The sequence below is a fragment of the Caballeronia sp. LjRoot34 genome (genome assembly GCF_964253815.1).
GTDB lineage: Bacteria > Pseudomonadota > Gammaproteobacteria > Burkholderiales > Burkholderiaceae > Caballeronia.
Genome location: NZ_CAXUSB020000001.1, coordinates 3,476,975 through 3,488,622, shown reverse-complemented (window position 1 = coordinate 3,488,622; position 11,648 = coordinate 3,476,975). Strand labels below are relative to the sequence as shown.

Genomic DNA, 11,648 nt, shown 5'->3' with positions numbered 1-11,648 from the left:
ACAGAGGAGGGGGCTTGGCGATGGTTGCTACTCCAACGCCTCGGTGTCCGGGCCTCGTCTGAGCAATCGTTATCGACTGTGGACGTTGAAAACAGCCCTCAGTGAAACCGATTCTCGAATCGTATTTCGGCAGCTTCGTAGGCGGTAGCTACTGCACCGCCTACGAACTCACATATACAGATAAGAAATTGCAAGCGCGCGTGATGTGAAGATGCCTGCGTAGGGACGTACACGTCGCCTATATGGCAGAGCAAAATAGGGTCAGCATTTACCCAGCGATTGCATAAGTTATACAAACGACCCGGTTTAATTGTCCCCATCAGTGCATCGCATTGAAATTGTAACGTGAGAGCCAACTATCAGTTTCGCAATGCTTAGGACTTGCAACGCTTGAGTATCAACTCAGTGAGCAATTCGACTGATTGTTCTGCTGTTTGTTGGTCTGTATTTAGAAGTAGCGTTGGCGCGAGCGGTTCTTCATAACGAGAAGACACCCCGGTAAATTCACGGATTTCTCCGCGCGTTGCTCGAGCATAGTGACCCTTGGGATCTCGCCCCTGGCAAACTATGGACGGACAACTACAATAGATTTCGAGAAAGTCGTCCGGGTCGAGTACTGTTTTATTTGTTCTCGTGTCTCCCGAATTGGAGAAACCAGCGCAACAATGACAACTATCCCGCACTCTATAAACAGTTTGGCCGTCTCGGCGACCCGCCGGACGTTTTCATTACGATCCGCTTCGGAAAATCCTAGGTCGGCGCACAAGCCAAGCCGGACATTATCACCGTCGAGAAGCGCGGTTTGCATGCCCAGCGCGTAAAGATTACGTTCCGTTGCGTCTGCAATTGTCGACTTACCCGAGCCTGGCAACCCCGTCAGCCAAACCACGGCACCGCGGTGATGGTTCCTCGCTTCACGACTGGCACGCGTGACTGTTATTGTCTGCTTCACGACATGTGGCGAAGGGCGGGCGAGGATAGTTTCGAAGTTTTGACGACGCGTCATAAAAGTCCTGCGTAAGAATTTCTGGTGCCGCCTGGGGCGTAGCGTATGCACTCAATCTAGTAAAAACGGCGATATTACATATATTACACTCAATGTTCCTTGGAATAGTTGTCACAGAAAATAATTATTGGTAATAACGTGTCGCTCGAAATGCTTGATTTTTCAATTTTGACAATGCAGTCAATTGTTAAAACCAACCTCAACTTCAAAACCGAAACGGGTTCCTTGCCAAGAAGTCTGAGCGAGGCTTTTCTGAAAAAAATTTGAACAGGCTTCCAAGAAAGATCGCATTCCCTATTATTGAATTAAATAATATTTAAACCCTTGGTCGACGTCAACCAGATGGCCGTGAAATCCTCTTGTCGTAATCAAAATTTACATCTTTGAAATATCGGGAATATATTAAAATCGCCGCGATCATTTATGCCGAATCACAAATTTCATGTTACGAAGGGATGCTTGGGGTCGCCTTCCGACCACGAAATGTTCATCGTCATGCCTGTTGTGCTGGGAATCGGGCGGCCAAGCGCCGAGCATCCACGGAGACGCCATGTGATCTATTGGGTGAGTGAGATACGCAGCCTCGCTTGGTCAAATGAGCGCGCTTGCACTTCGCACGATTTTTATCATTTTTTCTGAGTTTAGAATCTCTCCTAGCGCCTCGCGCCCAAGTGCGGGCACGCTGTGCGTCGCATCCATATATCGAAATGCGGTCATGTGCCGTTTTGCGCTTGTGAGAAGTCGGCAGAGGCGGGCGCACTGCGGGCGGGTTTGCCGGGTACCGCCCTTGCGTCTTGTGACTGAGGCCGGAACGTTTGGCGGCTATGTTGGCTCGGTTACAATTGAGCCCTGAGCATTTCTCCATCAAGCACGATAGTGCTATCGAGCAGATGGGTCTACTTAAAGGAGATGGAATTGACGAGCGCAGTGGTCACAGGCATTACCGGGCAAGACGGGGCATATCTCACGCAATTGTTGCTTGAGAAGGGCTACGAGGTTCATGGCACCTACCGGCGTACGAGTTCGGTCAATTTCTGGCGCATGGAGGAACTCGGTGTCCTGAACCATCCGAAGCTGAACCTGGTCGAGCACGATCTGACTGATCTGGGCGCCACCATCCGCTTGCTCGAAATGGCCCAGCCGCGTGAAGTGTATAACCTTGCGGCGCAAAGTTTTGTCGGTGTCTCGTTCGACCAGCCGGCCACCACGGCAGAAATCACCGGCGTAGGTGCGTTGAATCAGCTGGAAGCAATCCGTATCGTCGATAAATCGATTCGTTTTTATCAGGCTTCTACCTCCGAAATGTTCGGGAAGGTCCAGGCAATTCCGCAAAAGGAAGACACGCCGTTTTATCCGCGTAGCCCCTATGGCGTCGCGAAGCTGTATGCCCACTGGATTACGATCAACTATCGTGAGTCGTACGATATTTTTGGTTCGAGCGGCATTCTGTTTAATCACGAGTCGCCGTTGCGCGGCCGCGAGTTCGTGACGCGCAAGATCACGGATTCGGTGGCGAAGATTTCGCTTGGCAAGTTGGATGTGCTCGAACTGGGCAACATCGATGCAAAACGCGACTGGGGCTTTGCCAAGGAATACGTCGAGGGCATGTATCGTATGCTCCAGGCCGACGAGCCGGATACGTTCGTGCTTGCCACCAACCGGACAGAGACGGTTCGCGATTTCGTCACCATGGCGTTCAAGGCGACCGGTGTTGAACTGAATTGGCGCGGCGCGGGAGAGAAGGAAGAGGGCGTCGATTCAAACGGCAAGGTGCTGGTTCGCGTGAATCCGAAGTATTACCGCCCGGCCGAAGTTGAGCTGTTGATCGGCAACCCCGCAAAGGCGAAGGAAAAGCTTGGCTGGGAACCAAAGACTACGCTGGAGCAGCTTTGCAAGATGATGGTCGAGGAAGATCTGCGCCGGAACAAGGCGGGTTTTTCGTTCTAAACGAGTAATTCGTGATTGGGACCAGACTTGTTTTTCGTCAGATCGGCCGAGATACAGCGGAGCCACCGACCCAACTGATTTTGGGGCGGTGGCTTGATCCGCGGTCTATCGGTGTGGAGAGCACATTTGACCCGAAGATAATATTGTCAAGCGTCTGGTCCGTTGTCCTGACCAAATCGATGCACGGATTCCTACGCACGTCACTCATTGTGAGGAATAGCGTCTTCGGTCGGCATGCTGCGATTCCTCACAAAAAGGGAAAGCTATGCACTTTGTCATCGTGAACTGTCGATGAGCCGGGGAACCTCGCGCAGCTTGAATTTCTTTTGGAATCCAAGGCGCGTTGAAACTCGCGAAAGAAAGAGTCAGGAGAGGAATCTGTTTCCGATGAACGACTCGTTTTCGGAGACCGTCAACTTTCGCTTCGAGTTTGATGGGGTGATCTACCATGGTCTCATTAGCCACGCGGCTTTGCGCGAGCACTTTCACGCGGCGGATACCGACGATGGTCCCATGAACGCTTTCATTCGTAATTCAGCACGCATCGCCGGCATTGCTGCGACGAGGGTCTGCACGGCAGAGTCTGGCCTGGTCAGGCTCGAATCCTGGGATATCTGACGTCAGCGCGATGCCTCGCTAACAATCCGTTTATACAGATCGACGTACGAGTCCGCCATCTTGTCAGCAGTGAAAAGCTTGCAGAATCGTTGTTGCGCCGCAGCTCCGAATCTCACTGCGATCGCTTCATCGTGCCAGATCTGATCGATTGCATTGCGTAACGCGGCGGGATTGCCTGGCGGCACGACAAGCCCGGTTTCATTAGCCACGTTCACATAAGACGTTCCGGTGCCGATCTCGCACGAAACCATCGGCTTGCCGAACATGGCGGCTTCCAGCAGTGAAATACCGAATGCTTCCGATCTCAGATGCGACGGAAAGAGGAGCGCATGGCACAGCGTAAGCAGGGCGACCTTGTCTTCATCGGGCAGCGCGCCGACGAAATGCACGTTGCGCAATCCCAGCGTCGCAGCCTGTGACTTCAGTTCATTCTCGAGAGGACCGCCACCGAGGATGACGACGGTGTAATCGGAGCCCTTCAGGGCGTCCAGCAGGACATGCAAGCCCTTGTAGTAGCGCAGCATGCCAACGAACAGAAAGAACTTGGGTCCGACGCGGGTCCGCCATCCGGCCAGTCTGGCTTCAGTTGCGGGAGGATAAGCTTGCGTGTTCAGCCCGAAAGGGATCACCTCGACCTTATCGGCGAACCGTTGCAATACCACGCTGCTCTTCGCGTACTGCGGCGAGGTCGCAACGATGCGCGTGACGCTGCCGAGAAAGCGCATCATCAAAGGCCGATAGAAGTGCAGGAGTGTTTTCTGCCGGACTATATCCGAGTGGTAGGTGACGACCGTCGGCTTGTTCAGGCGTGTGAGGAAATGCGCCATATCCATGAACGGCCACGGGAAGTGGTAGTGGATCACATCCGCGTGCTGGGAGAGTTCCCTCAACCGTGAGAGCGACGACAGCGAAAATGCCGACGACGCTACCTTGAAGTCGAGCCGCGCCCGATAGTGCATGTGGTCGCCGAGATCGACCGTTGACGTGTCACGGCTGACGGTGAGCACGTCGCTTGCCACACCCCGGCGTGCGGAGCCGCTGCAGATCTCGCCGATCACCTGCTCGATGCCACCCATCGTATCCGGCTTGTAGGTCTTATAGAAATGGAGAACTCGCATGCTAGCGGATGAGGGTCTTCCACCAGACAGCGTAAGGCTGGGCGAGCCACCATTTCAACGGTACGTGGCCATGATGGCGGCGCACGGTTTCCATCGCTTCCTTGTAATGCAGGCGGCGATGAATGCGCGTTTTGGTTTCATCGTGGTTGCGGTTGACCGCGACTTCTTCATCGACAAAGCCAAGCGGACCACCGGTGCGATAAAGACGCCACCAGAGGTCGTAGTCGAGCGCCATCTTCAGGGATACGTCGAGGCCTCCGACTGCGGTCCACGCGCTGCGCCGAATCAGTGACGCTGGCTGGGTGATAACGCAGCGTGTCGCCATGCGGCGCTCGTTGAACGGCTCGACCCACGCGGGTGTGCGCCGGCCAGTGACCTCGTCGAGATGCAGTGCCTTGCCGTACGCGGCTGGCCACATGGAGTGGCGCTCCAGCGCTGCCACGAGTTTGTCGAGGCCGCCGGGCAACAGAAAGTCATCGCTGTTGAGCCAGCAAACGTACGGGGCTGTACCCAGGGCGATGCCTTCGTTGATCGCGGCAGCCTGCCCGTCGTCCTTGTGACTACGCCAGCCTGCAAGCTTCGATTCCCAATTTCGGATGATCGAAACCGAATTGTCAGTCGAGCCCCCGTCCATCACGAAGATCTCGGTGCGGACGTTTTGCGCGGCTATCGATTGAAGGGCGTCTTTGAGGAAGCGCCCTTGGTTGAACGAAGGAACGACGACAGTGACGGCGGGCTTGCGGTTGGGCATACGCTGGTCAGCTACCGCTTGTCCCCGTTCAGGAAACTTTGATAGGCGAGGCGTAAGCCTTCCGGCAACTCAGTCTTCGCTTTCCAGCCGAGCGCCTTCAGTTTGTCAACGGACAGGAGCTTCCGCGGTGTGCCGTCGGGCTTCGTGGTGTCAAATGTCAATTTTCCGTCGAAGCCGACTGCCTCGACCACCGCTTGCGCTACTTCGCGAATCGTGACGTCCGTTCCCAGGCCGATGTTGAATAGACCGGACGGTACGCCGGATTCCATCATGAAGACGCAGGCGTCGGCCATGTCGTCGACATACATGAACTCGCGGCGCGGCGTACCCGTGCCCCAGACGACCAGTTCGTGATCGCCGCGCAACTTCGCTTCGTGCGCCTTGCGAATCAGCGCTGGCAACACGTGGCTCGTCGCGAGGTCGTAGTTGTCGTTGGGGCCGTAGAGGTTGGTCGGCATGGCGCTCGCATACTGCGTACCATATTGGCGGTTGTACGCGTCGCAGAGCTCGACCCCGGCAATCTTGGCGATGGCATACGGCTGATTGGTCGGTTCGAGCGGACCGGTCAACAAGTAGTCTTCGCGGATAGGCTGAGGGCACTCCCGCGGATAGATGCAAGATGAGCCGAGAAACAACAACCGCTGGACACCTGCTTCGTAGGCCGAATGGATAACGTTGTTCTGGATGGCAAGGTTCTGAAAGATGAACTCGCCAGGATACGTGTTGTTGGCGTAGATGCCGCCAACTTTTGCTGCCGCGAGGAAGACATAATCCGGTTTTTCACGCTGCATGAACGACCGCACGGCGTGATTATCTTCAAGGTCAAGTTCCGCGCGCGTTGCGCTCAGGATGTTTTCATATCCGCTGGCTTTCAGGCGGCGGACAATTGCCGAGCCGACCATGCCACGATGACCGGCGACGTAGATTTTGGAAGCTATGGTGATGCTTGCTGCGCTCGTCGACATTATCGATATCTCGCTCGTCAGGGTGTTTGGAACAGCAGTACACACGAGTCCCACCTCGGACGGCTTGCGGTAGACCATGGGTGAGGCGGAGTACCGACCGCATTAAGACCAAGGAAAGTCGATCTCGCGAGATGCCGGAAGCCGGCACCGATGTCGGGATTATAACATTGATGTGACGCCGGCCAACCTGGCGGCTGCAGAGCGCGGCTACTGCCAGAACATGTTGCAATAAGAGCAGGTCGTACGCGTCCCGAGGGCTGCTTGTTTGGCTGGCCTGCGCTCCGTGCAACTGTGTTTACCGCAGTTGGCGGGCTTGGTGGCGGACATGCCCGTCCGCCGGACTACATGCTTTAGATACTACTAGCCGCACGCAGCGACCAGTTATACTGCGAACGAATCGCTCGAGTCGCGGCAACAATCTGACCCGAATTTTGACCGTGGAAGTGTCCATGACGAGAAAACTTGGTAAGGAAGCCCGATTCGTTATCCATTGGGAGAGTGGCAGCATTTCCGCTCTATCAACGTCGCATTGCGCCATGTTACCCATGCGTTCGCAACGACAAGTTCCGCTTCGCAATTTTGAAGCATGGGGTATGTGAATGACCTTGCTCGCAACTTCGAGGCTTGAGTGCGAATGGCCGGGTGCGATACGGGCACCTTCCGTCTCGGCTCGAGTTGTTACATTGTTAGTCATCGCGTCAACTATCAACATCCGATAAGTCAGGAGTCTTGGTGCCAGATATCTCCATCATCGTCCCGGTCTACAGGGAGGAGGCAAATATACGGCCATTTCTCGCACGCACTGAGGCAGTTTGCGAGCGGATCGGCATGAGCTATGAGATCGTCTTCGCGCTTGACCCCTCCCCAGATAGGACGGAGGAGGTCATTCTCGAAGAGATCAATCGGAACACGTCAATCAGGCTGCTTGTTTTCTCGCGTCGCTTCGGCCAACCCGCCGCCACCATGGCAGGCATTCTTGGCTGTACTGGTGACGCGTGCGTCGTGATTGACGTCGATTTACAGGACCAGCCTGAACTTATCGAGCAAATGCACGCAAAGTTATGCGAAGGCTATGAAGTGGTCTATGCGAAGAGGACGTCGCGCAAGGGAGAAACACTGGTCAAGAGGTTTATTTCTCATGTCGGCTATTCCGTGATCAACAAGTTCAGTGATGTCAACATCCCGCGGAACACGGGCGACTTCCGCATAATGACTCGCCGGGTTATCGAGGAATTGCGTCGGCTAAATGAGAGTCACGGCTTCTTGCGTGGTCTCGTCGCGTACGTCGGGTTTAAGCAGGCGTTCATTGAATATGAACGCGATGAGCGGTTCGCGGGCAAAGGTAATTACAACCGCCTCACGGGGTCGCTGAAGATTGGCCTGAACGGGCTTATTAGTTTCAGCTCGCGGCCTTTGTTCATGATGTCGATTGCCGGTTTCTGCCTGGCCGGTTTATCGTTTCTGATGGCGGCCTGGTATGTCCTGCAAAAACTCGTTGGCTTTAGTCTCACCCCCGGCCTTTCCACGACGGTTCTCTTGATTTGTTTCTTTGCCGGTGTTCAATTGCTTGGGCTGGGACTGATCGGAGAATACGTTGGGCGCATTTACGACGAAGTTAAACGTCGTCCCATGTATATCGTGGATAAAAAAATCAACTTTGGAGGTCATGAGTGAGCCTTCCGTTCAGTCTCCCGGTGCCGGCCGGATCCGATTTTAGGCCGGAATGGGACGGCCGCGAGTTCGTTCTCGGGGACGTTCGTAGCCCTGTCCTTGAATACAGCGAGAATTTCGCGGGATGGTCGGATGATTTGACTGCCCTTCATGAAGAAGCGGCTGGCGATAACCACCCGGTCGACGTTGCGTCACGAAGCAACGCAATCGCGGAGATCAGGAAAGTCATCCGTGGCACGAAGCCGGTGATTATGGAGATCGGCTGCTCCTCAGGTTTCTTGATCAGCGAACTGGTCGCGTCTTTTCCTAATGCGTGCGTCATTGGCGCGGACGTGGTGAAGGATCCGCTGTATCGGTTGGCTAAGAAGCTGCCGGGCGTTCCGTTGATCCGCTTCGACCTGCTGCAATGCCCTCTGCCTGCTCAAAGCGTGGACGTCCTGATCATGTTGAATGTTCTTGAACACATTGAGGACGACGTTGGCGCCATGCGTCAGGCTTTCCAGTTACTGAAACCGGGGGGCGTGCTGATCGCGGAGGTTCCGGCGGGCAAGTCGCTGTATGACTCGTATGACGAAGAATTGCAACATTTTCGCCGGTACGCCTTGTCCGAGTTGACTGACAAGCTCAGTTCAGTCGGCTTCGCTGTTAGCCGAAAGTCCCATCTCGGTTTCATCTTGTTCCCTGCTTTCGCTGCAGTAAAGCTGATGAACAAGCGGGCGTCGGCGCGGAAGAGCACCACGGTGGTTCGCGAGCAAGCTGCCAGCACTGCCAGCAGTGGTTTTGTCAGGGTCGCCATGGAGGTCGAGTCCAGGTGGCTTTCGCGATTCCATTTGCCATTCGGCATTCGCGCACTGGCCACGGCCCGGCGTCCGGCCTGAGCCTACGAATGATATGCAACGAGCACATTCAGTCTTTTCGGCTCACTTTTTTGCGCTAGCAAAATTCGGGACGGTTGGCGTGATCACGGCAGCGATCTACTTCTCCGTCATGTGGGTAGCCAATTCTTTGCTTGAGTTGCACTACGTGGTCTCGATCACAGCGGCCTACCTTTTGTCGACCGCGTTCCATTTTCTCGCGAATCGCTATTACACGTTCGGCGCCGGCGCCCATTCTCACCGCCAACAGCTCGCGCGCTACTTTGTGATGTGGTGCGTGAACTATCTGTTAACACTGCTGATCGTAAACGTCTGCGTGAAACATTTTGGCCTTTCGCCCTATATCGGCGTCTGCGCGTCTGTAGTTGTCACGGTCATGACCGGGTACACCTTTTCAAGGTTTTGGGTTTTCAGAGCTAGGGATTAAAGACTATGAGTCGATATGTGGTAACCGGTTGCGCCGGTTTTATTGGAAGCACTTTGGTCGATCGACTATTGGTCGACGGTCACTTCGTGACAGGCGTGGACAACTTCAGCACTGGTTTGCGGCGGTTTCTGGAGTCGGCGCACAAGAACCCAAACTTTGAATTTATCGAAACAGATGTGTTGAATGTGGACGCATTGAAGGACGCGTTCGCGAGCGCTGAAGCGGTTTTTCATCTGTCGGCCAATGCGGACGTGCGGTTTGGAACGGATCATCCCGGCCGCGATCTGGAGCAGAATACGATTGCGACATTTAATGTCCTTGAAGCCATGAGACATAACGGCATCAAAAAAATCGCCTTCTCTTCGACCGGATCGGTCTACGGTGAAGCGCCCGTTGTTCCCACTCCCGAGAACGGGCCTTTCCCTGTCCAGACCTCTCTGTATGGTGCTTCAAAAGCAGCGGGCGAAGGGCTGATTTCGGCGTACTGCGAAGGATTTGATTTTCAAGCGTGCATCTTCCGTTTCGTTTCGATTCTCGGCGAACGCTACACCCATGGCCACGTTTTCGATTTTTATCAAAAGCTGAAGGCTGATCCGTCCCGCTTGCCGGTGCTGGGCAACGGCAAGCAACGCAAGTCGTATCTGTACGTGCAGGATTGCATCGACGCGATCCTGCTTGCCATGGACAAGGCGCAAGAGAAAGTTAACATTTTCAATCTCGGTGTAAATGGCTACTGCGAAGTCAACGATTCAATCGGATGGATCTGCGAAGCGCTCGGCGTGAAACCCGCTCTCGAGTACTCCGGCGGCGATCGCGGATGGATCGGCGACAATCCGTTCATCTTCCTGGACACCACGCGCATTCAGGCCCTCGGCTGGAAGCCGAAGTACGGGATTCGCGAAGGCGTGATCAAGACGGTCGAATTTCTGCGCGCCAACGAATGGGTTTTTGGGGAAAGGGGCTAAGGATGAAAGTCTGCGTGCAAGGTCTTTGGCACCTCGGCTCCGTGACGGCGGCGTGCCTCGCATCCGTGGGCCACGATGTGGTCGGTCTGGATGCTGACACGAACACTATTGCCAAGCTGGGCAACAGTGAAGCGCCGCTGTTCGAACCGGGTCTGGACCAGCTCTTGGCGCAGGGACGCGACGCCGGCCGCCTTCGTTTCACGACTGATGCGAGCGCCGCCGCGGACGCCGAGGTGTTGTGGGTCACCTTCGATACCCCCGTCGACGAAGACGACAAGGCAGATGTCGAGTTTGTGCTTGGAGAAGTCAAACGCGTACTGCCGGTCCTGGCTGTTGGAGCAGTCGTGCTCGTATCGTCGCAAATGCCCGTGGGTTCAATGCGGGCGCTGGAAAAATTTGCGGGCGAGACGATGCCCGACAAGCAACTAGTTTTCGCTTATTCGCCCGAAAACCTGCGTCTGGGCAAGGCGCTCGATGTGTTCCTGAAACCGGATCGCATCGTGGTCGGCGTCAGCAACAGCAGCGCTCGCCTCACACTCGAAAAGCTTATCGCGCCGGTGACCGACAGGGTGGAATGGATGTCAGTCGAATCCGCCGAGATGACGAAGCATGCCATCAACGCCTTTCTCGCGATTTCCGTGACGTTCGCTAACGAAATCGCCGCCATCTGCGAAGCAGTCGGCGCGGATGCGAAGGACGTCGCTCGCGGCCTGAAGACTGAAGTTCGCATTGGTCCCAAAGCCTACGTGTCCCCCGGCGGTCCGTTCGCTGGAGGCACGCTTGCACGAGACATCGAATTCCTCGGCGTGGCAAGCCACGCAGCAGGGCTTAAAACGCCGCTGCTCTCGTCTGTGCGGCCGAGTAACGACGAGCACAAAAAGTGGGTTCGCAGGAAATTGCTCGAGCGCTTTCCAGACATCAAGGGCGTGACGGTCGCAATCTGGGGACTGACGTATAAACCGGGTACGGACACACTGCGGCGCTCGTTATCTGTCGAACTTTGCGACTGGCTCATCGGGCAAGGCGCCGTTTTGCGAGTGCATGATCCCGTCATTCGGGTGTTGCCCGAGCGCTGGTCCGGTCATGTCACAAATTGCGCAAGTCCGCTTGATGCGGCGCGCGATGCGGTCGCCCTGGTAGTGGGGACGGAATGGCCCGAGTTCCGCGAGGCGGCGGCAGCGCTGGCAGCTGATTCCGGTACGGACGTGGTTGTGATCGATGCGAACCGGCATTTGGAATCGCAACTGGCGCGTTCAGCAGTTGAATACGTGGCTGTGGGAACTTCTTCGACGCGCGAACATTGAA

10 protein-coding genes and 1 pseudogene are annotated in these 11,648 nt (G+C 55.4%); 7 read left to right on the top strand and 4 right to left on the bottom strand.

Going from position 1 to position 11,648, the window contains the following annotated elements; all coding sequences use genetic code 11:
• Window positions 1-374 precede the first annotated feature (374 nt).
• Window positions 375-1,006 (bottom strand): annotated as a pseudogene (gene cysC, locus ACSQ36_RS15600) (adenylyl-sulfate kinase).
• Between the two features lie 909 nt (window positions 1,007-1,915).
• Here cysC and gmd point away from each other — a divergent pair.
• Both gmd and ACSQ36_RS15590 read left to right on the top strand, forming a co-directional pair.
• Window positions 1,916-2,953, top strand: a complete 1,038-nt coding sequence (gene gmd, locus ACSQ36_RS15595; RefSeq protein ID WP_145837967.1) for a GDP-mannose 4,6-dehydratase — start codon at window positions 1,916-1,918, stop codon at window positions 2,951-2,953.
• A gap of 387 nt (window positions 2,954-3,340) precedes the next feature.
• A complete protein-coding gene (locus ACSQ36_RS15590; protein ID WP_436182572.1) occupies window positions 3,341-3,571 on the top strand; it encodes a hypothetical protein in 231 nt (76 codons plus the stop codon).
• A 2-nt stretch (window positions 3,572-3,573) separates the two neighbouring features.
• On the opposite strand, the gene ACSQ36_RS15585 is transcribed toward ACSQ36_RS15590, so the two are convergent.
• The 3 genes from ACSQ36_RS15585 to ACSQ36_RS15575 are packed head-to-tail and all read right to left on the bottom strand — an operon-like array spanning window position 3,574 to window position 6,405.
• The gene (locus tag ACSQ36_RS15585) at window positions 3,574-4,689 is read right to left on the bottom strand and encodes a glycosyltransferase family 4 protein (protein ID WP_436182571.1); all 1,116 of its coding nucleotides are present in this window, start codon (window positions 4,687-4,689) and stop codon (window positions 3,574-3,576) included.
• A 1-nt stretch (window position 4,690) separates the two neighbouring features.
• Window positions 4,691-5,440, bottom strand: a complete 750-nt coding sequence (locus ACSQ36_RS15580; RefSeq protein WP_436182570.1) for a glycosyltransferase family 2 protein — start codon at window positions 5,438-5,440, stop codon at window positions 4,691-4,693.
• Window positions 5,441-5,451: 11 nt separating this feature from the next.
• Window positions 5,452-6,405, bottom strand: a complete 954-nt coding sequence (locus tag ACSQ36_RS15575) for a GDP-L-fucose synthase family protein (RefSeq protein ID WP_436182569.1) — start codon at window positions 6,403-6,405, stop codon at window positions 5,452-5,454.
• A gap of 732 nt (window positions 6,406-7,137) precedes the next feature.
• Between ACSQ36_RS15575 and ACSQ36_RS15570 the strand changes: the two genes are divergently transcribed.
• Genes ACSQ36_RS15570 through ACSQ36_RS15550 form a run of 5 tightly spaced genes read left to right on the top strand, consistent with a single transcriptional unit; the run spans window position 7,138 to window position 11,647 of the window.
• Window positions 7,138-8,079 (top strand): glycosyltransferase family 2 protein, encoded by a 942-nt coding sequence (locus ACSQ36_RS15570; RefSeq protein ID WP_436182568.1) that lies wholly within the window; start codon window positions 7,138-7,140, stop codon window positions 8,077-8,079.
• Window positions 8,076-8,954: a class I SAM-dependent methyltransferase gene (locus tag ACSQ36_RS15565; protein ID WP_436182567.1), complete on the top strand. Its 879-nt coding sequence runs from the start codon at window positions 8,076-8,078 to the stop codon at window positions 8,952-8,954. The genes ACSQ36_RS15570 and ACSQ36_RS15565 overlap by 4 nt, the downstream gene beginning before the upstream one ends.
• Before the next feature lie 13 nt (window positions 8,955-8,967).
• A complete protein-coding gene (locus ACSQ36_RS15560; RefSeq protein ID WP_436182566.1) occupies window positions 8,968-9,378 on the top strand; it encodes a GtrA family protein in 411 nt (136 codons plus the stop codon).
• A gap of 5 nt (window positions 9,379-9,383) precedes the next feature.
• Window positions 9,384-10,343, top strand: a complete 960-nt coding sequence (locus ACSQ36_RS15555; protein ID WP_436182565.1) for an NAD-dependent epimerase/dehydratase family protein — start codon at window positions 9,384-9,386, stop codon at window positions 10,341-10,343.
• Window positions 10,344-10,345: 2 nt separating this feature from the next.
• Window positions 10,346-11,647: a nucleotide sugar dehydrogenase gene (locus ACSQ36_RS15550; protein ID WP_436182564.1), complete on the top strand. Its 1,302-nt coding sequence runs from the start codon at window positions 10,346-10,348 to the stop codon at window positions 11,645-11,647.
• Window position 11,648 lies beyond the last annotated feature (1 nt).

Bases quoted from the DNA above. Each gene is read 5' to 3' on its own strand.
- gmd (WP_145837967.1), top strand. From the start codon at position 1,916: ATGGAATTGACGAGCGCAGTGGTCACAGGCATTACCGGGCAAGACGGG.
- ACSQ36_RS15590 (WP_436182572.1), top strand. From the start codon at position 3,341: ATGAACGACTCGTTTTCGGAGACCGTCAACTTTCGCTTCGAGTTTGAT.
- ACSQ36_RS15585 (WP_436182571.1), bottom strand. From the start codon at position 4,689: ATGCGAGTTCTCCATTTCTATAAGACCTACAAGCCGGATACGATGGGT.
- ACSQ36_RS15580 (WP_436182570.1), bottom strand. From the start codon at position 5,440: ATGCCCAACCGCAAGCCCGCCGTCACTGTCGTCGTTCCTTCGTTCAAC.
- ACSQ36_RS15575 (WP_436182569.1), bottom strand. From the start codon at position 6,405: ATGTCGACGAGCGCAGCAAGCATCACCATAGCTTCCAAAATCTACGTC.
- ACSQ36_RS15560 (WP_436182566.1), top strand. From the start codon at position 8,968: ATGCAACGAGCACATTCAGTCTTTTCGGCTCACTTTTTTGCGCTAGCA.
- ACSQ36_RS15555 (WP_436182565.1), top strand. From the start codon at position 9,384: ATGAGTCGATATGTGGTAACCGGTTGCGCCGGTTTTATTGGAAGCACT.
- ACSQ36_RS15550 (WP_436182564.1), top strand. From the start codon at position 10,346: ATGAAAGTCTGCGTGCAAGGTCTTTGGCACCTCGGCTCCGTGACGGCG.